We start from the raw sequence: 23,919 nt of genomic DNA on the forward strand, positions 1-23,919 counted from the left end.
GGAGCAGTGCCGCTCAGGCGCGCGCGGGCGGCCCGCGGGCGCGGTGCGCGGAATGGATGTCGGCGACATCGATGCGCGGCGCGGCAATCGGTTCGAACCTGATCCCGAGCACGCGCCGGAGCGTGACCACCGGCGCATCCGGCGGCGCGAGCAGCGCGAAGCCCGGCGTCACGCATAGCGGACAATGTGCGGCAGAGGCCGCTTCCGGGGCGCCCGGCGCAGCGTCCTGGCGATCGGCGGAGCCCGCTCCCGCCTCCGCGTGGCAGATCTCGCCGAAGCCGAACGCGAGCCCGGGCGGCAACAGCGCATTCAGGCTGACGGCCAGCGTGAGCTGCAGCGCGAGGACATAGGCCATCGCACAGGCGATCGTGCCCATGACATGCTTGCGATGTAAGCGATTGCGACGCACGACCCGTGAACCCCCGCCGGCATGATTAACATGCCTTCGGGCGGCGGCAAGTTGCGATCGCTCAAGCCAGGGTGTCGTTGCCAGCAGAGCGCGATCGTATGTCGCAGCTATCCGGCGCTCAGCCGGACGCCGGCGCGCAAGAATTTCTGCGGGTCGACGGCTTCGCCGTCGATGCGCGTCTCGTAATGCAGATGCGGGCCGGTTGAGCGGCCGGTGGAGCCGACTTCGCCGATGACCTCGCCGATCTTCACCTGCTGGCCGATCTTGACGTTGATCTCGGAGAGATGGCCGTAGCGGGTGGAGAGGCCGTTGCCGTGGTCGACCTCGACCATGCGGCCATAGCCGCCGGCCCAGCCGGCGTTCACGACCTTACCATTGGCGGTGACGCGGACGGGATCGCCGGTGGCGGCGCGGAAGTCGAGTCCGGTGTGCATCGCCGGGCGGCCGAGGAACGGATCGGAGCGCACGCCGAAGCCCGAGGTGAACTCGACCTCGCCGATCACAGGCTTGCGGTAGGGCACCAGCGACAGCGTCCGGTTCATCTTGTCGACCTGGGCGCGGGTGATGCTGATGCGGTAGAGCTGGCGCTCGAACGGACCGGACTCGGCACCGAGCTTGACCGGCACGAACGGGCCGCCCATGCCGCCCTTTGGCGCGGCCGCTTCGAGTTGGCCCATGTCGAGGCCGAGATCGGTGATCACGCCGCGCATCCGGCGCAGCTTCGATTCCAGCGTCTCCTCGGCCGAGGACAGCATCGCGATCTGCCGCGCCTCGACCTGGTCAAGCGAGCGCGTCAGCCGCGTCAGCACATTGTCGACGCCGGCGAGCTTCATGGATTGATTCGGCTGCGCATTGGCCATCACCGGGCTGCGCGATTCGAGCCGCGCCTCGCGATCGGGCGGCGCGGTGAAGATCACGGTATCGCTGATCGGCGACGGCTTGGGCGTGGCCGGCGCCGATGGCGGTTCGATCGCGGCCGGTCCGCGCGCCGGCTGACGGATCGAGCCGGTCACGTCGGGCATGCTGCCGAGCGCGGTGGCGCGGCCTTCGAGCGCGGTCTGGCGTTTGAGGATCTGGTCGAGCTTCTGATCGAACTGCTCCTGGTCGAGCAGCTGCCGGCTGGTGGCGCGGTCGACCTTGGCGCGCAGCTCGGCGATGCGGTCCTCATAGGCGTATTGCATCTCGGCCTGGCGCGCGATCAGGCGCGTCAGCACGTCGTCGCGGAAGGCGAAATAGGTGGCGGTCGCCGCCGACCAGATGCCGAGCAGGCTGACGGTGCCGATCACGATCCAGAACACGACCGGGCCGATGCGCACCTGCTTGCCGGCATGGACCAGCGTGTAGTCGCTCTCCGACGCCGCAGCGGCGGCGGCCGGGGCAGGCGCCGGATGGTTCGCAGGCGCACGCCGATGATGGGCGTGCCCACGGTCGTGAGAATGGTGCTGGGGATATTCGGCGTGATGGCCGGAACGATACGACATCGGCACTCCCGCGCCGGCCGGAGCTCATCATTTCCCAGCGGCGTCATTTACGGGAGGGATTTGACCCCTGCATGGTTAATTTTCCCCCAACGTCATGCCTCGCAATCCTACAGGGCCTTCGCCGCCGCCAGCACCGCGTCGGCATGGCCGTCGACCTTGACGTTGCGCCAGATCCTGGCGACGCGGCCGTCGGCGCCGATCAGCACCGTGCTTCGGATGATGCCGAGAAACTTGCGGCCATAGAGCGACTTCTCGCCCCAGGCGCCATAGGCCTCGAGCATTCCATGCGTCTCGTCGGAGACGAGAGGCACGGCGAGATCGTGCTTGTCGCGGAAACTGTCCTGCGCCTTGACCGAATCGGCCGATACGCCGAGCACCGTGGTGCCGGCGGCGGCGAATTCCTTGGACAGCCGGGTGAAGTCGATCGCCTCCTTGGTGCAGCCGGGTGTGTTGGCCTTGGGATAGAAGAACAGCACGAGCTTCTGTCCCGCGTGATCCGCCAGGGAAACGGTTCCGCCGCCGTCGCGGGGGAGCTTGAAGGCGGGCGCCTTTGCCCCCTCGGCGAGTCCGGTTCCGCCGGCAACCGGGGCGGCCGGCTTGGTCGCCTTGGCCCTGGCAGGCACCGCCTTGGCGGCCGCGGTCTGCGTGCTGGCGCTGGTGGTCGCCTTCGCGGCTTTGGCGGCGATTTTTTTCACGGGCTTCTTCGTGGCCGGCTTGGCGGTCTTTTGGGCGACCTTCTTGGCCGCGGTGGCCAAGCGATTCCCGGGCGCCGCCCCGTACGACGCCGGGTTAGAGGATTTCTTCCGTGATTCCTTTGACATGCGCCTTCCTTTCGTCGCTTTCCGCGGCTCAAAAATGAAAGTATCCCGGTTCTTGTCCGGTGTCCCGGGATCGATCTGGTATCCGCGCCTCGCAACTCCCCCGGGGGAAATGACTCCTCTTGCGATGATGCGAAAATCCTGGCTACCAGCAAGCGTGAGCAGCAGTGCAATGACGACTCTCGTACCGTCTCCGGATCAGCCCTCCCCACGACGCATGTCGATCGGCCGTGGGGACGCAGCAGTCCACCGCGACGAGCGGGTGGGCAAACCAGACGGCGGCGGGGTATAGTGGCGATGATTTCCTGCGTCGTCTGCTCCGCGTCGCGGGCGTGCCGGAGTCGGACGATTTGACGGCGCCTGTCCGGGGGGACGGGATCGACGGGCCAACGGGCGATGCCCGTCAGCGAACGGCGCGCCCCGTGAATGGTCGGGGCACCATCGGCGACCAATCTGGCCGACGCCAGATTGTCACCAACTTATCGGACACCATCGGCCAGCACCGAGAGGCAATGGCAAGACAGACATCACCCCACCGGCCCCATCTGCAAGCGGACACCCAGGGCCAACAGTGGGATGACGCCGACTGGGACGTCGCCGACATGTCCGAAGAGGCGGCCGCGCATGACGAGGCGGGCGGGCAACGGCCGCATCGCCTGTTGTCGCGTTCCGATACGGACGTGGCCGGCCTGTCGCGCAACGGCGCGCTGCGTCCGCGCCGGCGGGGCCGACGGCTGTTGCTGCGCGGCGTGATCGCGTTCGCAGTCCTGGTGCTCTGTCTGACCGTCGGCTTCGGCGCCTTGTGGCTGCGGCTCGGCGCGGGACCGATCAGCCTCGATCTGGCGACGCCATGGCTGGCTGCCGCGATCGAGGACAATATCGGTCACGGCAACACGGTCGAGGTCGGCGGCACCCAGATCGAGCGCGCCGGCCGACTTCACATTGCCGTGCGGGTCCGCGATGTCGTCGTCCGCGATCAGGATCATGCGGTCGTCGCGAGCGCGCCGAAGGCCGAGGTGAGGCTGTCCGGCGTTGCGCTGATGATGGGCCAACTGCGGGCCGAGAGCCTCAAGCTGGTCGATGCCGAGCTCGCGGTCCGGATCACGCCGGACGGCACCGTCACCGTCTCGACCGGTTCAAGCAGCAAGCCGTTGGCCACCGGGGTCGCGTCCAAGCGCGACGCCGGCCTGCCGCCGACCTTTCCGCGTCCGGGGACGGCTGCCGTGCCGCCGCCGGCAGGGGCGCAAGGCAGCTCGTCGCAGACCACACCGGCCGTAACGGTCCCCGCCGTGCCGGTCAGCACTCCGAACGGCCTGCTCGCCGGCCTCGATTGGCTGGACAGCCTGAGCCTGACCGGGCTCGACGGCCAGAACCTGAACGAGATCGGCCTGAAGAACGGCGTGCTGGTCGTCGACGATGAGCAGCGCGGCAACAAGTGGACGTTCGAGAACATCAGCCTCAGCCTGCGCCGGCCGTCCGGCGGCGGTGTTGCGCTGAGCCTGGGCGAGGAGGGCGCCAAGCCGTGGCAGTTGCGGGTCCTGGTGGGGCCGCCGGCCAATGGCGTGCGCACGATCGACGTCAAGGCCGACAAGGTTTCGACCAGCAACATTCTACTGGCGCTGCGGCTGAAAGATCTGACCTATATGGCGGACCTGCCGCTCACCGGCGAGATCAAGGGCGAACTCGCCCGTGACGGACTGCCGACCTATCTGCGCGGCAAGGTCAACATCGGCGCCGGCAACATCATCGATACCGATACGCCGGATTATCCGATGGCGATCGACTCCGCCGAGCTGAACATGGAGTGGGATGCCGGCCGCCGCGTGCTGGTCGCGCCGTTCAAGGTGATCTCGGGGGCCAACCGCGTCACGCTGAATGCGAATCTCGAGCCGCCGAATGACGGCGTCAATGATTGGAGGCTCGGCCTCAGCGGCGGCACGATCCTCCTCGGTGCGATCGCCAACGAGCCGCCGCTGATCTTCAACCGCATCTCGATCAACTTCCGCTTCGATACCGAAGGCAAGCGCGTGGTGCTGACGCAGGCCGAGGTCTCCAACGGAGAGATCGGCGTCGCCGGCACCGGCAGCATCGACTATGCTGGCGAGCCACGGCTCAAGCTCGGCTTCGCCGCGACGCCGATGCCCGCGCTGGCGATGAAGCGGCTCTGGCCGGCGCTGATCGTGCCGGAGGTGCGGGCCTGGATGATCGACCGCATCGAGCGCGGCAACGTCCAGCGTATCGACATCGCGGTCAATTCGCCGACCCGCAACCTGCCGCGCAAGGGGCCGCCGATTCCCGACGACGGCCTCGACGTCAACGTCGTTGCGACCAATGTGACGGTGCGACCGGTCGACGGCCTGCCGGCGGTGCGCGATGCCGACATGAAGGCGCACGTGACCGGGCGCACTGCGACCGTGACCGTCGGGCAGGGCGTCGCCGACACGCCGGCCGGCCGCAAGCTCAACTTCTCCGATGTCGTGTTCGAAGTTCCGGACATGGCGCCGAAGCCGTCGCCCTCGCGCGTGCGCATGCGCGTCGATGGACAGGTGGCGGCCGCCGCCGAAATCCTCGCCTCCGACCGCCTCAACGACCTGTCGTCGATGCCGCTCGATCCCAACCAGACCAAGGGAACGTTCCAGGCCAACGTCAATCTGGCAATGCCGGTCAAGGGCGAGCTGACCAAGGCCGATACCAACTACACGGTCACGGCCGACCTCAACGGCTTTTCCGCCGACAAGCTGGTGATGAACCAGAAGCTCGAGGCCAATGCGCTCAAGATCGTTGCCAATACGGCCGGCTATCAGGTCAAGGGCGACGTCAAGATCAACGGTCAGCCGGCGACGCTCGACTATCGCAAGCCGACCGAAGGCGACGCCGATCTCAGGATGCAGGCGATCCTCGACGATGCCAGCCGGGCGCGGCTCGGCATGGATCTGGGTACTGTGATCACCGGCAACGTTCCGCTCAAGCTCAACGGCAAGATCGCCGGCTCCAGCGATCGCGACAGCCGGATCGCCGTCGAGGCCGATCTGACCCAGCTCCGTCTCGACAATCTGCTGCCGGGCTGGGTGAAGAATCCGGGCAAGGCGGGCAAGGCGAGCTTCCTGGTGGTGGCCAAGCCGCAATCGACGCGCTTCGAGGACATCAACGTCGAAGGTGGCGGCGTCGCCATCAAGGGCTCGCTCGAGGTCGACCAGAACGGCGACCTCATGAACGCCAACTTCCCGACCTATTCGCCGTCTGAAGGTGACAAGACGCAGATCAAGGCCGAGCGCGGCCAGGACGGCATCTTGAAGCTGTCGATGCGTGGCGACGTGTTCGACGGCCGCGGCTTCCTGAAGTCGGCGATCTCAGGCACCAACAAGGATGCCGACAAGAACAAGGCGCGCTCCAATCTCGACTTCGACGCCGAGGTCAAGCTCGGCGCGGTCGCCGGCTTCAACGGCGAGGCGCTACGCGGTGTCGACCTCAAGCTCTCCAAGCGCGGCGGCGCCTTCAAGAGCTTCAACCTCAACGGCAAGGTGGGGCGCGACACGCCGGTGACCGCCGATCTGCGCGTCGGGCGCGACGCCGCGGATCAGCGCGGACGACGTCAAGGCCGCGAGGTCATTTATCTCTCGACGAACGATGCCGGTGCGCTGCTGCGCTTCGCCGACACTTATTCGAAGGTCCAAGGCGGACAACTGGAATTGGCCATGGAGCCGCCGACCGCAGATCCCGCTCCCAAGGAAGGGCTGATCAACATCCGGGACTTCAGCGTGAGAGGCGAGCAGCAGCTCGACCGCGCCGTGGCGGGTGGCGTGCAAGGCGCAGGCCAAGGCGGTATCGGTTTTACGGCGCTGCGCGCCGAATTCACCCGGCAGCCGGGCCTGATGTCGTTCAGGGACGGCATCGTCCAGGGACCGACGATCGGGCTCACGATCGAGGGCAACATCGATTACAACGCCAACCAGGTGCGGATGAACGGCACGATCGTGCCCGCCTATGGGCTGAACAACATCTTCGGCCAGATTCCGTTCTTCGGTCTGATCCTCGGCAACGGCAACAAGGAAGGCCTGATCGGTGTGACCTACGAAGTGGTCGGGACGCCGAGCGCGCCGGTGATGCGCGTCAATCCGATCTCGGCGATGGCCCCCGGCGTTTTCCGCAATATCTTCCAGTTCAACACCGGCAAGCAGCCCTATCCGCCAGCGGATATGCCGCCGAACAACTGAGGTTTGCGGATCGTCCATGATCCCAGTGCGAGCCGAACCCGCTGCCGATCGTGATCGTGCCACAGATGCCGCCAAGCCGTTTGGCAGGGTGATCGCCGGGCCACAACGCGCTTCGTGAGCCGGTCAGTTCGCGCACGCGGACACGGTTGCCGCCGAACATGCGTATGATCACGGCGCGACACACAGCTCCAGCCATGCCGTGGTGCTCATCGAGCCGCGCGCCGGTCGATGGCGCTCTGGCGGGCGCATCGCTCGACGAAAGGCAGGGCGCCGAGCCCGTCAGTCTGCCGTAACCCTCCGGCGGTTAGTGGCTCCGTTCTCACCGGGCACCATCCGGCGAGACATCCAAAGGTCGCGCGCAGACCCGATCGTGTGCCACGCGACCGAACCCGTGGGGCATCCGGGATGCAACCGGCGTCACCGGCTCGGGGCGTGCGAAGCCATGAAAGAATGATCCATGAGGAGTCATATGAAAAACACACCGCTCTTTTCCCTGGCCGCACTCCTGATCATGGTCGGCCTGAGCGACGGGGCTGCGGCAGCCAGCTTCGAGGGCTATGCGGGGGTCAATCTCAACGTTCGCTCCGGACCGAATGTGCGATTTCCAGCGGTGGGCGTGCTCGGAGCGGGCTCGACGCTGACGATCCACGGCTGCTTGACCGGCTATCGGTGGTGCGACGTGAGCGCGTCCGGAATTCGCGGCTGGGCTTCAGGCGCCCACCTTCAGTTCAACTACGAGACGCGACGCGTCTATGTCCCGGCCTATGCACCGCGCATCGAGATGCCGATCGTGACCTTCCACATCGATACGTACTGGCACGATTACTACCGCGAGCTGCCGCTCTACAGCGACCTGCCGCGATGGGTCGACTATCATTGGGAAGACGACACCCTGCCGCCCGGTTGGCGGGACAATTGGGATGACGATTATTTCGGCCACGAATATGAGTAGCGATCGTCATGCCCGTCAGGGAGCGCCGTTCGGCGTTCCCTGACAAGCGGGCAGAAGCGAATGCCCCTATGCAGGCTTGACCAGGACGTGGCGCTTCTTGCCGAGCGACAGCTTGATCACGCCCTCGCTGGTCAGCTCGGCAGGGGTCAGTAACAGCTCGATAAGCCTGGGGTAGGTAGTTTTTGCCGCGGGAGCAAATTCGACTCACTCCTACCGCATTGCGAGACCAGGTTAACCCATTAACATCGCTAGCTTTGAGGTACGGCACAGAGCTTGCAGCCAAGTATTGCCGTCGGAGGGGATGAGAAATGGACTGTTGCCGATCAACGCGCGTTGGTGAACTCTGAGAGAAAAGGATTTAGGGAGGTAGCGTCATGAGCAACACCACCACACCAAACAGGGTGTTTCGCGTCGTTTCCCGCGGAGACGCCGCACGAGGCGCTGTACTTCTTCCGCTTGGAAACGCTTCAGAGGCGAACCAAGCGCGCCGACTACTTGTGTCGGAAGCGCTAGCGCTGGAGGCACAGCACGGAAAGAATGCATACTCGGACTATCTTTTCCGTCACCACAAGCGCCCGTCGGCAAAAGAGGCCGCTGCGATCGGACGGTTGTTGGGGGGCAGAGTTGAGGCCGAAGACGGCTCACTGCAGCCTACACTCAATCAGGCCGATCGAATGGCGCTCGCAGGAATCAAAGAGCGTCGCGATTCCGCTTCGCGTCGTTACGACCATATCCTTCGATTGCAAACAGCTCTTGAGGCGCTAGCGGCGAATAACGACGATCCAGCAGATGTGATCGCCGGTGGAAGCGTTATGTTAGATGAACAAAAAATTGGCTTGCATCTGGAACATGCGCTATGCTGGCTGACCCGATTCGCACAGGAGTGGCATAGTCGTGAGAAAGAGACACGCGCCTGAAGTGCAGAATTTGTTGGCTGCACTGAAGGCTAAAATGGCCGCAAAGGGCGCAAGTTCAGAATCGATCGTTGGTGCGTTTATTAAACATCATCCTGATGCTATTGCGAGGGAAAACCTCGATCTTATTCGTATAGCGCTGATGAAGCTCGTGGGACACGTTAGTGCTGTACGCCCTGGGGGCTCAACAGCGGCACAACTTGAGTTGTTTCATGAGTTCTCTGTCCCGAAGACAGTTCTATTTCGTCTTTCAGATGGATCTAAGAAGCATCGACAGATTCAGACGCTTACGCTTCGCGAGGGGCGAGATCACATCCGCGATCGTTTGACGAGGCCTCGCTCTAGCGTACCGCAGCCAATTTCGGAGCTGGCGCGCCTCCTAGATAGTGTCGAGCCGTACAAACTTACAGAAAACTCCACAATTGGAGAGTGTTGGACGAATTATCAAAAGTCCCAGGGCGGCGAGTAACTCGCCCACCTAGTGCTATCGAACGGCACAAGTCGTCAGAGGCTATTCTAGCATTTGCTGCGGACTGCCCAAGGGAGACGAGGGCAGTCCGAGCTTTCTATTGAAATCCCTACGAGGGCTTAATTAGGACGTGGCGCTTGCGTCCTTGGGATAACTTGATCACACCATCTCGAAGATCGGCAGGAGTTAAGGTTCGTAGCAGCTCGGTCACAATGATGTCGTTGATTCTCAAGCCTCTTCCTTCGACTAGGCGGCGCGCTTCGCCATTTGACTTAGCTAGCTTAGCGAGTTGGGCGGCGATGATCACCGAGAGACCATCAGGCCCGTAGAAGAACTTGCTTTCGTGTTCGGGTATGAGCACCGTCGGCAGGTTCTCCGCAATCGCGCCTTCCTCGAAGGTGCGGCGCGCGGTCTCGGCCGCGGTGCGCGCAGCCTCTTCGCCATGCAGCAGAGTGGTGGCTGCATCCGCGAGCGCCTTCTTGGCCTCGTTGATCTCGGCGCCCTGCAGAGCTCCGAGCTTCTCGATCTCGGACAGCGGCAGGGTCGTGAACAGCTTGAGGAACTTGACGACGTCGGCGTCCTCGGTGTTGCGCCAGTACTGCCAGAACTCATACGGGCTGCACTGGTCGGCATTGAGCCAGATCGCGCCCTGCGCGGTCTTGCCCATCTTGGCGCCGGAGGCGGTGGTCAGCAGCGGGGTGGTCAGCGCGAACAGCTGCTCGGTGCCCATGCGGCGGCCGAGCTCGACGCCGTTGACGATGTTGCCCCACTGGTCGGAGCCGCCCATCTGCAGCCGGCAGCCGGCGCGCCGCGACAGCTCGACGAAGTCATAGGCCTGGCAGACCATGTAGTTGAACTCGATGAAGCTCATCTCCTGCTCGCGCTCGAGCCGCAGCTTCACCGAGTCCATGGTCAGCATGCGGTTGACCGAGAAATGCCGGCCGATGTCGCGCAGCATCTCGATCCAGTTCAGCTTCGTCAGCCAGTCGGCGTTGTCGAGCATGATGGCGTCGGTCGCGCCGTCGCCGTAACGCAGCACCTTGGCGAACACGCCGCGGATCGAGGCCTTGTTGGCTTCGATCTCCTCGACCGTGCGCATCGCGCGGGTCTCGTCCTTGCCGGAGGGATCGCCGACCATGGTGGTGCCGCCGCCCATCAGGGTGATCGGTTTGTTGCCGGTCTGCTGCAGCCAGTACAGCATCATCATGGTCAGGAAGTTGCCGATGTGCAGCGAGCGTGCGGTGCAGTCATAGCCGACATAGGCGGTCGCCTGGCCCTTGGCGGCGAGCGCATCCAGCCCGTCGAAATCCGAGCACTGATGAATGAATCCGCGGCTCTGCAGCACGTTCAGGAAATCAGACTTGAAGCCAGTCATTGTCGGGCGACTCTGAGCATTTGTTTACGGTATTGGCCGCTTGCCGCGGCGCGGGACGGACGGGCGGCTGCCGCAGATCCGAGCGTTGTGGCATTATAAGATGCGCCCGGCTTGTACAAGGTCATGTGCAAGACGCCGGCGGGACCTCAAATCAGCCGCACTTCCAGGCGAGGCCAGGATTTTCAGGTTCGACTGCTATGATTCTGACTGCAATTGGCCTCATGAGTGGCACCTCGCTCGACGGGGTGGACGTGGCCCTGATCGAGACCGACGGGCGTCAGATCAAGAGCCTCGGTCCTTCCGGCTATCGGCCCTACAGCGCCGCCGAGCGCAGCCTGCTGCGCGAGGCGCTGGCGGATGCGGTCCAGATCGGGCGGCGGGAGGCCCGTCCCGGGCGGGTGCGCGAGGCCGAACTCGCGGTGACGGCGGCCCATGCCGAGGCGATCGCGGCGTTCCTGGCGCAGCACCGGCTCGCCGCGGAGGACATCGACATTATCGGCTTCCACGGCCAGACCGTGCTGCACCGCCCCGAACGTCGGCTAACCGTGCAGATCGGCGATGCCATGGCGCTGGCCAAGGCCGTCCGCATTCCGGTGATGCATGATTTCCGCGCCGCGGATGTCGATTTCGGCGGGCAGGGCGCCCCGTTCGTGCCGGTCTATCACCGCGCGCTGGCGCAGTCGCTGTCACGCGAAGGGCCGATCGCCGTAGTCAATATCGGCGGCGTCTCCAACATCACCTATATCGATGGCGAGGACGTGCTGATCGCCTGCGACACCGGCCCGGGCAACGCGCTGCTCGACGACTTCATGCACCGCACGACCGGGCAGGCATTCGACCAGGACGGCCGCGTCGCGGAGCAGGGCACGCCGGACGAGGCGTGGATCGCTGAGGCGCTGGCGCTGCCGTTCTTTGCGCTGCCGCCGCCGAAATCGCTCGATCGCAACGATTTTGCCGCGCTGAAGCTCGGCGAGGTGAAACCGGCCGACGGCGCTGCGACCTTGACCGCATTCACGGCGGCCGCGATCGCCTGTGTCGCGCCGCTGTTGCCGAAGCCGCCGGCGAGCTGGATCGTCTGCGGCGGCGGCGCCCGCAACCATACCATGATGCGGATGCTGCGCGAGCGCGTCGCGCCCGCCACGGTCGAATCCGCTGATGCGCTGGGCTGGTCGGCCGACGCGATCGAGGCGCAGGCGTTCGGCTTCCTGGCCGTCCGCGGCATGAAGGGCCTGCCGCTGAGCTATCCGACAACGACCGGTGTGCCGTTCCCGATGACCGGCGGGGTGATCGCGCGTCCCTGATCGATGCAGTTGCATCGACCTTGACAGTTGCATGCATGCGCATCTAGTTTGATGCATCTGCATTAAACTGCCGAGGATGTCATGTCGCCCTCCCTGAAGCTGATCAGCCACACGCTCTGCCCCTATGTGCAACGCGCCGTCATCGCGCTGACCGAGAAGGGTGTTGCGTTCGAACGGATCGACATCGATCTCGCCGACAAGCCCGAGTGGTTCTTGAAACTCTCGCCGCTCGGCAAGGTGCCGGTGCTGGTGGTGCCATCAGCGCAAGGCGAGGTGGCGTTGTTCGAGAGCAACGTGATCTGCGAGTACATCGAGGAGACGCAAGCCGGCGCGAAGCTGCATCCGGAGGATGCGCTCGCGCGCGCCCAGGATCGGGCCTGGATGGAGTTCGGCTCGGCGATCCTCGCCGACCTCTGGGGCCTGGAGACGACGCAGGACAGCGCGGTGTTCGCCGCCAAGCGCGAGGCGCTCACGGCGAAGTTCGTCCGCGTCGAGGACGCGCTGGGCGTGGGGCCGTATTTCGATGGTGCGCGCTTCAGCCTGGTCGACGCCGTGTTCGCACCGGTCTTCCGCTACTTCGACGTGTTCGACGCGTATGGTGATCTCGGCATCTTCGCCGGAACGCCGAAGGTCCGCGCGTGGCGCAATCAGCTCGCGCAGCGCCCGAGCGTGAGGACGGCCGTCAGCGCCGACTATCCGCAGCAGCTGCGCGCGTTTCTCGCACGGCACGATGCGTATTTGTTGAAGCAGGCGGCGTGAGGAAGCCCCTTAAAGCGTAGGGTGGGCAAAGCGATGAGATCGGCGCGAAGCGGTGATCTCATCGTGTGCCCACCGTTGGCTCGGCGCTAAAGGTTAGAATGGTGGGCACGGCGCGACGACCAGTGCGTACGCGGCGACAGCACGGCAGCGCCTTTGCCCACCCTACAGATCGAGGCCTTGGCGCCGACGTGCTGACCTCACCTCACGTTGGCGAGGCGCATGTCGAGATAGGCCGTGATGGTTTCCATCAGCGGCTCGAGCTTGCTGTCGAAGAAGTGGTTGGCGCCGGGGATGATCTGCTGATCAATCACGATGCCCTTCTGGGTCTTCAGCTTCTCGACCAGCGTGTTGACGTCCTTGGGCGGCACCACCGCGTCCTTCTCGCCATGGACGATCAGGCCCGAGGACGGGCAGGGCGCCAGGAACGAGAAGTCGTAGAGGTTGGCGGGCGGGGCGATCGAGATGAAGCCCTCGACCTCGGGACGGCGCATCAGGAGCTGCATGCCGATCCAGGCGCCGAACGAGAAGCCGGCGACCCAGCAGGCGCGCGCTTCCGGATTGATGGTCTGCGCCCAGTCGAGCGCGGAGGCCGCGTCTGACAATTCACCGGTGCCGTGGTCGAACGAGCCCTGGCTGCGGCCGACGCCGCGGAAATTGAAGCGCAGCACCGAGAAGCCGCGATGCGCGAAGGCGTAGTAGCACTGGTACACGATCTGGTGGTTCATCGTGCCATGGAACTGCGGATGTGGATGCAGGATCATCGCGATCGGCGCGTTCTTCTGCTTGGCCGGATGGTAACGGCCCTCGAGGCGGCCCGCCGGACCGTTGAAGATGACTTCAGGCATCAGAGAATCCTTGGCAGAACATCGACCGACTTCGTCCGTGCTTCATCTGGCGCCTCGCCGACGAGTTCAGCAGGAAAAGTGGTGATCGAGCACCATCCGTTCGCTTGGACGGAGCAGCGCTGGCGTGACTTGAAGTTGGCCTTCTAGCATGGAGCGCAGGGCAAAAAGCAAGGATTTTCAACGGCCGGCGATCGGGATGTCGCAGGCTCCTCGCCTTTCCTCTCGGTCCGCGCGCGGCGAGCGGAGATCGTCTCGGACGGCCGGAAGGCCATTGTAGTCATTTGAAAACGCTGGCGTTTTGTTTGTCGTTTCCGTCCGGACTCTGGGCCTGCTGCAACCGGGCGACCGCGCCCCGATAGCGGCGGCTGCCCTGGACCGATTGTCCGGTGTCGAAGGTCAGGCCGAAATCTCCCGACGGCAGCACCGACAGCGCCGTCACTCTGGCGATGTTGACCAGCCGGGTGCGATGGATTCGGATCATCCCGAAGCTGTCGAGCTCGGTCTCTGCCGCCGCCAAGGTGCCGCGGACAAGATGCTGCCGGCCATCGGCCAGGGCGTATTCGACATAGTTGCCGGCGGAGGCGACCCACAGGATGTCGGCCGGCGCGATACGGATGCGGCTCGCGCCGTCGCGCAGCCAGAGCGCGGCTGGGGCAGGGCTCTCGGGCCGCGGCGCAGGCCGGTCCGTCGCGCGTGTCCGGTCGCGGTCGAACAGCCAGATCGCGCCGCCGATCAGGGTCGCCGTCAGGATGTCCTTGCGGAGCTCGTAGACCAGCGTCGCGAGCGAGAGACGGAAGTCGTAACTGCTGCCTGCCGTCCACATCACGAGCTTGCGCAGGCTCACCATGCCGGTGATGTGGAGCGCGGAGAAAGCCAGGATCGCGCCGAGCGCGACCGCGATGCGGACCGACCATGCGGACGACCCGAGCAGGGTTCGAACGGCGGCGAGCAGAAGCGGCGCGAGCAGCACGATGACGAGGATGCTCGTCATCTCCCACAGCAGCGGCAGCCGGATATCGTAGACCGCGCCATGCCTCGCAGCGTCCTGGGCCGCCGACAGCGCGTTGACCAGGCCGGTGGCGAGCGAGATGGCGGCGACCGCGGCATAGAAGGTGCGGTCGTTTGGGCGCGAGACGGACCCCAGGGTGGAACTCAAGACGGAACTCAAACCGGCGCCAATGATCTTGTTCATGCCGTCGCAGCCGCTATCTCGATCGGGTGCGCAACGATACCACGGCGGCGCCTGCACGGCAGCATCGCTGAGCGTCTTCATTCTGGGGCTGACGGCCGCGATGGCTGGCCCTGTCGCAACTTGCTAGAACGGTCCGATGGCTGACAGGGTCTATCTCGACTGGAACGCGACCACGCCGCTACGCCCCGAGGCGCGGCAGGCGATGCTCGCGGCCATCGATCTCGTCGGCAATCCGTCGTCGGTGCATGCCGAGGGCCGCAAGGCGCGGCGGCTGATGGAGGACGCCCGCGCGGTGATCGCCCGCGGTCTGGGTGCCGTCGCCCGCCGCGTCGTGTTCACCTCCGGCGGGACCGAGGCCAATGGGCTGGCCCTGTGCCCAGGGCTGAAGGCGCCCGCCGGTCCGGTGCAGCGCCTGCTGGTCTCGGCGGTCGAGCACGCTTCGGTGCTGGCCGGCGGCCGGTTCGCGCCGACCGTGGTGCAGACGATTGCGGTGGATGCGTGCGGCGTGGTCGATATCGGCCGCCTGGCGGCGCTGCTGGCCGGCGGGCCGCCCGCATTGGTCTCCGTCATGGCCGCCAACAACGAGACCGGGGTGCTTCAACCGATTTCGCAACTGGCTGAGACCGTGCACCGGGCCGGCGGGCTGCTGCACGTCGACGCCATCCAGGCGTTCGGGAAAATACCGCTGGATATCAATGCGATGGGTGCGGACCTTATGACCATTTCTGCGCACAAGATCGGGGGACCCAAGGGCGTCGGCGCGCTGGTGCTCGGCGCCGGCGCCGAGGAGGTGATTCCGATGCTGCGCGGCGGCGGCCAGGAACGCGGGCGCCGGGCGGGAACCGAGAATTTGGCCGGGATTGCCGGCTTTGGTGCCGCCGCCGCTGCGGCGCTGGCGGCGCTGCAGGCGGATCGGGCCCAGATCACCGCCCTGCGCGACCGTCTCGAAGCCGGCCTTCGCCGGACGCCCGGCGTGACGGTCTTTTCGTCGGAGGCGGCGCGGCTGCCCAATACCACGCTGTTCACCGCACCCGGGATGAAGGCCGAGACGGCCGTGATCGGCTTCGATCTCGAAGGTGTGGCGGTATCGTCGGGGTCGGCCTGCTCCTCCGGCAAGGTTCAGCCGTCCCACGTGCTGGAAGCCATGGGCGCAAGTTCCGCCGCGGCCCAGGGCGCGGTGCGCCTCAGTCTGGGCTGGTCCACCTCGGAGGCGGACATCGATCGCTGCCTTGAGGCTTGGCGAAAGCTGTCAATGACCCTACTTAAGGGAGGCGACGAAACCGTGCTTGAGCGATTCTAAGGGCGTGATTTCGTCGCCGAAACGTCGTAAGACGGTTCCAGAACGTGTCCACCGCGGTCCTTGAAACCGCGAGCGGAGGATTGAATGCCAGCCGTACAAGAGACGGTCGACCGCGTCAGGCGGATCGACGTCGACCAATATCGTTATGGGTTCGAGACCGTCATCGAATCCGAGAAGGCTCCGAAGGGGCTTTCCGAAGACACGATCCGTTACATCTCGGGCAAGAAGAACGAGCCCGCCTGGATGCTCGAATGGCGCCTGGAGGCCTATCGCCGCTGGCTGACCATGACCGAGCCGACCTGGGCGCGCGTCGACTATCCGAAGATCGATTTCCAGGATCTCTATTATTACTCGGCGCCGAAGCCGAAGAAGCAGCTCTCCTCGATCGACGAGATCGATCCGGAGATCCTGAAGACTTATGAGAAGCTCGGTATCCCCCTGCGCGAGGTCGCGATCCTCGAAGGCGTCGAGCCGGTGCCCGGCGCCGGCAGCCCGGAGACCCGCAAGATCGCGGTCGATGCCGTGTTCGATTCGGTGTCGGTGGCGACGACGTTCAAGGAGGAGCTGAAGAAGGCCGGCGTGATCTTCATGCCGATCTCGGAGGCCATCCGTGAGCATCCCGAGCTGGTGCAGAAATATCTCGGCAGCGTGGTGCCGACCTCGGACAATTTCTATGCGACCTTGAACTCGGCGGTGTTCTCTGACGGCTCGTTCGTCTACGTGCCGCCGGGCGTGCGCTGTCCGATGGAGCTGTCGACCTATTTCCGCATCAACGAGCGCAACACCGGACAGTTCGAGCGCACGCTGATCATCGCCGACAAGGGCGCCTATGTCAGCTACCTCGAAGGCTGCACGGCACCGCAGCGCGACGAGAACCAGCTGCATGCGGCCGTGGTCGAGCTCGTTGCGCATGACGATGCCGAGATCAAATATTCGACGGTGCAGAACTGGTATCCGGGCAATTCGGAGGGTGTCGGCGGCATCTACAATTTCGTCACCAAGCGTGGCGACTGCCGTGGCAACAATTCCAAGATCTCCTGGACCCAGGTCGAGACCGGATCGGCGATCACCTGGAAATATCCGAGCTGCATCCTGCGCGGTGACAATTCGCGCGGCGAGTTTTACTCGATCGCGATTTCGAACGGCTATCAGCAGGTCGATAGCGGCACCAAGATGATCCATCTCGGCAAGAACACGTCGAGCCGGATTATCTCCAAGGGCATCGCGGCCGGCCGCTCGCAGAACACCTACCGCGGCCTGGTGACGGCGCATCGCAAGGCGACGAACGCGCGCAACTTCACCGCCTGCGATTCGCTGCTGATCGGCGACCGCTGCGGCGCGCACACCGTGCCTTACATCGAGGCCAAGAACTCCTCGGCCACCTTCGAGCACGAGGCGACGACGTCCAAGATCTCCGAGGACGTGCTGTTCTACTGCATTCAGCGTGGCCTGAGCCAAGAGGAAGCGGTCGGTCTCGTCGTCAACGGCTTCGTCAAGGACGTGCTGCAGCAGCTGCCGATGGAGTTCGCGGTCGAGGCGCAGAAGCTGATCTCGATCAGCCTCGAAGGTTCGGTGGGATAAGGCCACATCCTGAGAAGGCCGCTGAGCGGCCTTCTCAAGCATCAGCTTTGTGGGCCTCGGTCCTTCGAGACGCGCCTGCGGCGCTCCGAGAGGACGAGGAACAGACAGAAGAGAAAACAATGGCACTACTCGAAATCAAGAACCTGCAGGTCCGCGTCGAGGAGCGCGAGATTCTCCACGGCCTGACGCTGACGATCGACGCCGGCAAGGTGCATGCGATCATGGGGCCGAACGGCTCCGGCAAGTCGACGCTGTCCCACGTCATCGCCGGCAAGCCGGGCTATGAGGTCACCGGCGGTGAGGTGCTGTTCAAGGGCGAGGATCTCTTGGCGATGGCGCCGGACGAGCGCGCCGCCAAGGGCGTGTTCCTGGCGTTCCAGTATCCGGTCGAGATTCCCGGCGTCGCCACCATGACCTTCCTGCGCACGGCGCTCAACGCACAGCGCAAGGCGCGCGGCGAGGAGGAATATTCGACGCCGGACTTCCTGAAGAAGGTGCGTGAGATATCCAAGCAGCTCAGCATCCCGCAGGACATGTTGAAGCGCGGCGTCAATGTCGGCTTCTCCGGCGGCGAGAAGAAGCGCAACGAGGTGTTGCAGATGGCGCTGTTCCAGCCGTCGCTGTGCATCCTCGACGAGATGGATTCCGGCCTCGACATCGACGCGCTGCGGATCGCCGCCGACGGCGTCAACGCGCTGCGTTCGCCGGAGCGCTCGATGGTCGTGATCACCCACTATCAGCGCCTCTTGAACTACATCGTGCCCGACGTCGTTCACGTGATGTCAAAGGGCCGCGTCGTGAAGAGCGGTGGCAAAGAGCTCGCGCACGAACTCGAGGCGTCAGGTTACGCCCAGTTCGAAGACGCGGCCTGATGCTGCTGTCGTGAATGGATCTGTGATGAATGTAGCTTTGGTCAAGAACGACAGCGCTCCGGTGAGCAGCATCCTTGCTGCCGCTCAGGGCCGGCTGCCCGGCGCTGGCAAGGTCGCGGAGATCAGGCGCGAGGCTTTCGCAGCCTTCGAGCGCACGGGCCTGCCGCACCGGCGCATCGAGGAATGGAAGTACACCGATCTGCGCGCGCTGATGCGCGAAGTTCTGCCGCTCGCTGGCGCACCCGAGACAGCCGCGATCGCACGCGCCAAGGCAGCGATCGCGGTGACGGCCATCGAAGGTGCGACGAAGCTCGTGCTGGTCGATGGCGCTGTCTCGACCGATCTGTCCGACCTCTCGGCGCTGCCATCCGGTGTCACCGTGCAGACCTTGCGCGCGGTGTTGGGCGAACAGGCCAATGATGCGCGTGGCGATCTGCTGCTGACCAAAGTCAGCGATCCGATGCTGTCGCTCAATGCGGCGCTCGTGACGGATGGCGTCGTTGTCACGGTGGCCGACGGTGTGCAGCTGTCGGCGCCACTGCAGCTCATTCACGTCGCCACCGCATCCAAGGCCGCCCGCTACAGCCGTTCGCATGTCCGGATCGGACACGGCGCCCGCGCGACGCTGGTCGAGAACGCCATCGCCGCCGACGGCACTGCGTCCTATCAGGCCAATGATGTCGCCGTGATCTGGGTCGGCGACGAGGCCGTGCTGTCGCATGTCCGGCTGATGCGCGATGCGACCGATGCCGTGAACGTTTCGTCCGAACTGTTCACAGTCGGCGCCAAGTCGAAGCTCAGCCTGTTCAACATGACCAGCGGTGGCGCGGTCAGCCGGCTGCAGGCGTTCTTCACGTTGGCCGGCGAGGGCAGTGAGCTCATGGTCAACGGCGTCAACCTGCTGCGCGACAAGCAGCACGGTGACATGACCCTGGTCGTCGATCACGCCGTACCCGGCTGTACCAGCCGCGAGCATTTTCGCGCCGTGCTCGACGATCGCGCCCACTCGGTGTTCCAGGGCCGCATCATCGTGCGCCAGGACGCGCAGCAGACCGACGGCAAGATGATGACCCGGGCGCTGCTGCTGTCCGACGAGGCCGAGGCCGACTCGAAGCCGGAGCTCGAGATCTTCGCTGACGACGTCTCTTGCGGCCATGGCGCGACGTCGGGCGCGCTCGACGACGGCCTGCTGTTCTATCTGCAGGCGCGCGGCCTGCCGGAGAAGCAGGCGCAAGCGCTTCTGATCCAAGCCTTCGTCGGCGAGGCGATCGAGCCGATCGAGGACGACGGATTGCGCGAGCGCGTGATGGCGGTAGCGCAGGACTGGCTGGAGGGGCGCGCATGAGCAGTCATCCGGCCGTCACTAACGGCACCTACGACGTCGCTCGCATCCGTGAGGATTTTCCGGCGCTGGCGCTGCAGGTCTATGGCAAGAAGCTCGTCTATCTCGACAACGCGGCGTCGGCGCAGAAGCCGCGTGCGGTGCTCGACCGGATGACGCAGGCCTACACCAGCGAATACGCCAACGTGCATCGCGGCCTGCACTACCTCGCCAATGCCGCGACCGAGGCCTATGAGGGCGGCCGCGAGCGCGTCACGCGCTTCCTCAACGCGCGGCGCAGCGAGGAGATCATCTTCACCCGCAACGCCACCGAGGCGATCAACCTGGTCGCGTCATCGTGGGGCGGGCCCAACATCGGCGAGGGCGACGAGATCGTGCTCTCGATCATGGAGCACCATTCCAACATCGTGCCGTGGCACTTCTTGCGCGAGCGCCAGGGCGCCGTGATCAAATGGGCTCCGGTCGACGACGACGGCAACTTCCTGATCGACGAATTCGAGAAGCTGCTGACGGACAAGACCAAGCTGGTCGCCATCACGCAGATGTCGAACATGCTCGGCACGCTTGTGCCGGTGAAGGAGGTCGTGCGGCTGGCGCATGCGCGCGGCATTCCGGTTCTGGTCGACGGCAGCCAGGCCGCCGTGCATCTCGCCATCGACGTCCAGGACATCGATTGCGACTTCTACGTCTTCACCGGCCACAAGCTGTACGGGCCGACCGGCATTGGCGTGCTCTACGGCAAGTATGATCGGCTCGCCGCGATGCGTCCCTTCAACGGCGGCGGCGAGATGATTCGGGAGGTCGCGCGCGACTGGGTCACCTATGGCGACCCGCCGCACCGGTTCGAGGCGGGCACGCCGATGATCGTCGAGGCGGTCGGGCTTGGCGCCGCCATCGACTACGTCAATTCGGTCGGCAAAGAGCGGATCGCGGCCCACGAGCACGATCTGGTCACCTACGCCCAGGATCGGCTGCGGGAGATCAATTCGCTGCGGATCATCGGCACGGCCAAGGGCAAGGGGCCGGTCATCTCGTTCGAGATGAAAGGCGCACATGCCCATGACATCGCCACCGTCATCGACCGTCAGGGCGTCGCAGTGCGGGCGGGCACGCATTGCGTGATGCCGCTTTTGGAGAGATTCAACGTCACGGCGACCTGCCGTGCCTCGTTTGGCATGTACAATACGAGGGAAGAGGTCGATCAGCTGGCCCAGGCATTGATCAAGGCGCAGGATTTGTTTGCATGACCGACACCGCCGACGTCAAAACTCAGTCCGTCGAAACCCATTCGGCGCTGCCCCAGGAGGAGACCGAACGGCTCTCCACCGAAATCATCGCGGCGTTGAAGACGGTGTTCGATCCGGAGATTCCGGCTGATATCTACGAGCTCGGCCTGATCTACAAGGTCGACATCAAGGACGATCGCAGCGTCGACGTGCTGATGACCTTGACGACGCCGAATTGTCCGGCGGCCGGCGAGTTGCCGACCATGGTGGAGAACGCGATCGCCAGCGTTCCCGGAGTCGGCGTGGTCAATGTGAGCATCGTCTGGGAGCCGCAGTGGACGCCGGATCGGATGAGCGACGAAGCCCGCCTCGTCCTGAACATGTGGTGAGACGAGCAGGCACGAAGTTTGAATAGTAAGGGCGGATCACATACGCCGCCGGGATGACGCCATGACCAGCACGACGAATACGACAGCTCCTGTCGCCAAGCCCAAGCCGCGCCCCCGCCCGCAGGTGATGCGGCTCACTGATGCGGCGGCCAATCGCATCCGCGAGCTGACCGATCGCGCCGAGTCCGAGATCATCGGATTGCGTGTCGGCGTCAAGAATGGTGGCTGCGCCGGACAATCCTATACGGTCGAATACGCCCATGACGTCCGGCCGACCGATGAGGTCGTCGAGGACAAGGGCGTCAAGATCCTGGTCGACCCCAAGGCGGTCCTGTTCCTGCTCGGCACCGAGATGGACTATCAGGCCGACAAGATGCAGGCCCAGTTCGTCTTCAATAATCCGAACCAGATCAGCGCCTGCGGCTGCGGCGAGTCGGTGCAGCTCAAACCGGCCGAGGTGTAATCGTCCACCTTGCGTCAGGGCGGATTCCGGACCTGTCGCATTCCGGACATTGACACGCGCCACGCTCCCGACCGACAAACACCGCCGAACAACTGTGGTGTTGGCGGGAGGGTCTCGCGATGGATCGCGAATTCCTGGTCGATCTGTTCGCGGGCTTCGGTCCGGTCACGATTCGGCCGATGTTCTCCGGCTTCGGCATCTCTGCCGACGGCATCAATTTCGCGCTGGCTTTGCGCAGTGGGCTTTATCTGCGCGCCGATGAAACGAGCTTCGACAAGTTCGAGGCCGCCGGATCCAAGCCGTTCTCCTACGAGACGCGGGCGCGCACCATGACCGTGCGGTCGTACTGGCAGGTGCCGGCGCATCTGTTCGATGACACCGACGAATTCGCGATGTGGGCGCGGGACGCGTTCGCGGCCGCGCAGCGGGCGGCCCTGAGCAAGCGGACGCGGAAACGGGTGGCGTCACCTGGCGCGGGCACGCCGGGGTCCGTTCGTCGCGGGTCGCGGCCCGCAACGGGCAAAACGGCAGCCAAAAAGACAAAGCCGGCCACGACGAAAAAGGCGGCCAAGCGGAAGGCGGCCAACACCGCCGGCAAAGCGCCCGCGGCCGGACGCGCAAAACGCCGCACGACGCCCGTGTCAGGGCGCCAGAAATCCGGGACACCATCGCGGCGATCGCGTTGAATGGAGCCCATTCGACGACGGAGCCGCGTCAGGCGACCTGGCCGCGCGTCGTGGCTGTGTATTCGGGATCGCTCTCGCACACCACCTTGTTGCGGCCGTTGCGCTTTGCCGCATAGAGGCAGCCGTCGGCGCGTTCGATCAGCGCGTCGGTGTCGTCGCCGGCGCGAAGCATGGAGACGCCGACCGAGATGGTGACGCGCCCCAGGATCTCGCCGGTCGACTTCTTCTTCAGCTCTTTTGCGGTGACGGCGCGGCGGATCTGGTCGGCGACGGTCAGGGCCTGCCGCAGCGAGGTGTTCGGCAGCACCACGGCGAACTCCTCGCCGCCATAGCGTGCGGCAATGTCCTGTCCCTTGATCGCATGCTTCAACGTCATTCCGACCAGGCGGAGCACCTGGTCGCCGGTGAGGTGGCCGTAGGAATCGTTGAACGACTTGAAGTGGTCGATGTCGAACATCAGCAGCGACAACGGCTGGCCGGTCGTGAGGCCCGTCCGCACCGTCGTCTCGATCATGCGGTCGAAATATTTGCGATTGCCCAGGCCGGTGAGCGGGTCGGTCAGACTCTCGGCACGGATGACTTCGAGGCTGTGCTGCAGTCCGCTGATCTCATCCTTGGACAGCGACAGTCGTTCCTCGAGAACGCGGTTGGTCTCCCGCATCTGCCTGGTCGAATGGGCGAGGGCCTCGATGATGTCGACCATCTGTTCGCGGCTCGTGGCCGCTGCGAGTTTCTGATCCGCGCCGGCGAGACTTGCATCATAGCTGGCGGTGCTGCCGAGCGCGTCGGTGATCATGTTCATCAGGTCGTCGATCTCGCCGACGACGCGCGCGCCGACCTTGTCGATGCGATCCGAGGTCTTGAGATGAGCGAGATAGGATTCGTAGAGTTGCTCGAGCTCGGACTGCGACAGTTTGCCGTTGCGCGACAGCGTCTCGTTGATGATCTCGTTCAGCGGCGCGTTGTAGCCCGTCGCATAGACGTACCATATCTCGTAGTTGCGCGGATTGGCCGAATGGCGGAGCGTTCTGATCTGGCTGAGAGCAACCTCGGCGAAGGCCAGGGTGCGTTCGTGTTCGTCGAGCACGTTGACCACAACAGGTTCTCCCCAATCGCCCGCGTTGCCGTCACAGCAAAGACATAAACAATGCCGGCCAAGCTAAAGGACGTTTGTGAACCTGGGGTAAATACGGCCGTAGAGTCACGGATGCGTGTCGAGTGCTACTCACGGAACGGCCGTCATTTCATATGTTCAATGAGCTACATAAGCAGATCATCGGCCGTGATCCGATGCGACGCGCCTCGCGGTGTTGTCGCGCACTGAACAACGT

At 64.7% G+C, this 23,919-nt stretch carries 20 protein-coding genes; 13 read left to right on the forward strand and 7 right to left on the reverse strand.

What is annotated here, in order from left to right:
* Nucleotides 1-13 precede the first annotated feature (13 nt).
* From ACQR1B_RS23315 to ACQR1B_RS23325, 3 genes are all read right to left on the reverse strand, one after another.
* On the reverse strand, nt 14-376 hold the full coding sequence (locus tag ACQR1B_RS23315) for a DUF2946 family protein (RefSeq protein WP_434833906.1): 363 nt from the start codon (nt 374-376) through the stop codon (nt 14-16).
* 140 nt (nt 377-516) lie between these two features.
* Nucleotides 517-1,890 (reverse strand): peptidoglycan DD-metalloendopeptidase family protein, encoded by a 1,374-nt coding sequence (locus ACQR1B_RS23320; protein WP_434833907.1) that lies wholly within the window; start codon nt 1,888-1,890, stop codon nt 517-519.
* 107 nt (nt 1,891-1,997) lie between these two features.
* Entirely contained in the window at nt 1,998-2,711 is a 714-nt protein-coding gene (locus ACQR1B_RS23325) for a peroxiredoxin (protein ID WP_434833908.1), read from the reverse strand.
* A 509-nt stretch (nt 2,712-3,220) separates the two neighbouring features.
* On the opposite strand from ACQR1B_RS23325, the gene ACQR1B_RS23330 reads away from it, so the two are divergent.
* The 3 genes from ACQR1B_RS23330 (at nt 3,221) to ACQR1B_RS23340 (ending at nt 8,791) form a co-directional block, all read left to right on the forward strand.
* Nucleotides 3,221-6,922 (forward strand): YhdP family protein, encoded by a 3,702-nt coding sequence (locus tag ACQR1B_RS23330; RefSeq protein ID WP_434833909.1) that lies wholly within the window; start codon nt 3,221-3,223, stop codon nt 6,920-6,922.
* Nucleotides 6,923-7,391: 469 nt separating this feature from the next.
* Nucleotides 7,392-7,874 (forward strand): SH3 domain-containing protein, encoded by a 483-nt coding sequence (locus ACQR1B_RS23335; protein WP_434833910.1) that lies wholly within the window; start codon nt 7,392-7,394, stop codon nt 7,872-7,874.
* A 374-nt stretch (nt 7,875-8,248) separates the two neighbouring features.
* A complete protein-coding gene (locus tag ACQR1B_RS23340; protein WP_434833911.1) occupies nt 8,249-8,791 on the forward strand; it encodes a hypothetical protein in 543 nt (180 codons plus the stop codon).
* 575 nt (nt 8,792-9,366) lie between these two features.
* Here the strand turns inward: ACQR1B_RS23340 and tyrS are convergent.
* Nucleotides 9,367-10,632, reverse strand: a complete 1,266-nt coding sequence (gene tyrS, locus ACQR1B_RS23345) for a tyrosine--tRNA ligase (RefSeq protein WP_434833912.1) — start codon at nt 10,630-10,632, stop codon at nt 9,367-9,369.
* Nucleotides 10,633-10,829: 197 nt separating this feature from the next.
* Here tyrS and ACQR1B_RS23350 point away from each other — a divergent pair, with 197 nt between their 5' ends.
* Together ACQR1B_RS23350 and ACQR1B_RS23355 are read left to right on the forward strand one after the other, a co-directional pair.
* The gene (locus ACQR1B_RS23350) at nt 10,830-11,933 is read left to right on the forward strand and encodes an anhydro-N-acetylmuramic acid kinase (RefSeq protein WP_434833913.1); all 1,104 of its coding nucleotides are present in this window, start codon (nt 10,830-10,832) and stop codon (nt 11,931-11,933) included.
* A gap of 81 nt (nt 11,934-12,014) precedes the next feature.
* Nucleotides 12,015-12,692 carry a glutathione S-transferase family protein gene (locus tag ACQR1B_RS23355; RefSeq protein WP_434833914.1) on the forward strand — a complete coding sequence of 226 codons (678 nt, stop codon included), beginning with the start codon at nt 12,015-12,017 and terminating at the stop codon, nt 12,690-12,692.
* Between the two features lie 197 nt (nt 12,693-12,889).
* Here the strand turns inward: ACQR1B_RS23355 and ACQR1B_RS23360 are convergent, their stop codons facing one another.
* Together ACQR1B_RS23360 and ACQR1B_RS23365 are read right to left on the reverse strand one after the other, a co-directional pair.
* Complete coding sequence (locus tag ACQR1B_RS23360) at nt 12,890-13,537, reverse strand: alpha/beta hydrolase (protein WP_231323698.1); 648 nt, start codon at nt 13,535-13,537, stop codon at nt 12,890-12,892.
* Between the two features lie 277 nt (nt 13,538-13,814).
* Nucleotides 13,815-14,693, reverse strand: coding sequence for a LytTR family DNA-binding domain-containing protein (locus ACQR1B_RS23365; RefSeq protein WP_434833915.1), 879 nt, complete (start codon nt 14,691-14,693; stop codon nt 13,815-13,817).
* 172 nt (nt 14,694-14,865) lie between these two features.
* Between ACQR1B_RS23365 and ACQR1B_RS23370 the strand changes: the two genes are divergently transcribed.
* From ACQR1B_RS23370 to ACQR1B_RS23405, 8 genes are all read left to right on the forward strand, one after another.
* The gene (locus tag ACQR1B_RS23370) at nt 14,866-16,029 is read left to right on the forward strand and encodes a cysteine desulfurase family protein (protein ID WP_434833916.1); all 1,164 of its coding nucleotides are present in this window, start codon (nt 14,866-14,868) and stop codon (nt 16,027-16,029) included.
* Between the two features lie 84 nt (nt 16,030-16,113).
* Nucleotides 16,114-17,610, forward strand: coding sequence for a Fe-S cluster assembly protein SufB (gene sufB, locus ACQR1B_RS23375; protein ID WP_434833917.1), 1,497 nt, complete (start codon nt 16,114-16,116; stop codon nt 17,608-17,610).
* A 119-nt stretch (nt 17,611-17,729) separates the two neighbouring features.
* Nucleotides 17,730-18,482: a Fe-S cluster assembly ATPase SufC gene (gene sufC, locus ACQR1B_RS23380; protein ID WP_434833918.1), complete on the forward strand. Its 753-nt coding sequence runs from the start codon at nt 17,730-17,732 to the stop codon at nt 18,480-18,482.
* 25 nt (nt 18,483-18,507) lie between these two features.
* Nucleotides 18,508-19,827 carry a Fe-S cluster assembly protein SufD gene (gene sufD / locus ACQR1B_RS23385; RefSeq protein ID WP_434833919.1) on the forward strand — a complete coding sequence of 440 codons (1,320 nt, stop codon included), beginning with the start codon at nt 18,508-18,510 and terminating at the stop codon, nt 19,825-19,827.
* Entirely contained in the window at nt 19,824-21,071 is a 1,248-nt protein-coding gene (locus tag ACQR1B_RS23390; RefSeq protein ID WP_434833920.1) for a cysteine desulfurase, read from the forward strand. The genes sufD and ACQR1B_RS23390 overlap by 4 nt, the downstream gene beginning before the upstream one ends.
* The gene (locus tag ACQR1B_RS23395) at nt 21,068-21,439 is read left to right on the forward strand and encodes an SUF system Fe-S cluster assembly protein (RefSeq protein ID WP_434833921.1); all 372 of its coding nucleotides are present in this window, start codon (nt 21,068-21,070) and stop codon (nt 21,437-21,439) included. Before ACQR1B_RS23390 ends, ACQR1B_RS23395 begins: the two co-directional genes overlap by 4 nt.
* A gap of 61 nt (nt 21,440-21,500) precedes the next feature.
* Nucleotides 21,501-21,902 carry a HesB/IscA family protein gene (locus tag ACQR1B_RS23400; protein ID WP_434833922.1) on the forward strand — a complete coding sequence of 134 codons (402 nt, stop codon included), beginning with the start codon at nt 21,501-21,503 and terminating at the stop codon, nt 21,900-21,902.
* Nucleotides 21,903-22,021: 119 nt separating this feature from the next.
* On the forward strand, nt 22,022-22,588 hold the full coding sequence (locus tag ACQR1B_RS23405; protein ID WP_434833923.1) for a TfoX/Sxy family protein: 567 nt from the start codon (nt 22,022-22,024) through the stop codon (nt 22,586-22,588).
* A gap of 28 nt (nt 22,589-22,616) precedes the next feature.
* Here the strand turns inward: ACQR1B_RS23405 and ACQR1B_RS23410 are convergent, their stop codons facing one another.
* On the reverse strand, nt 22,617-23,684 hold the full coding sequence (locus ACQR1B_RS23410; RefSeq protein WP_434833924.1) for a diguanylate cyclase: 1,068 nt from the start codon (nt 23,682-23,684) through the stop codon (nt 22,617-22,619).
* Between the last annotated feature and the right edge of the window lie 235 nt (nt 23,685-23,919).

The organism is Bradyrhizobium oligotrophicum, assembly GCF_051168495.1.
Taxonomy (GTDB): domain Bacteria; phylum Pseudomonadota; class Alphaproteobacteria; order Rhizobiales; family Xanthobacteraceae; genus Bradyrhizobium; species Bradyrhizobium oligotrophicum_A.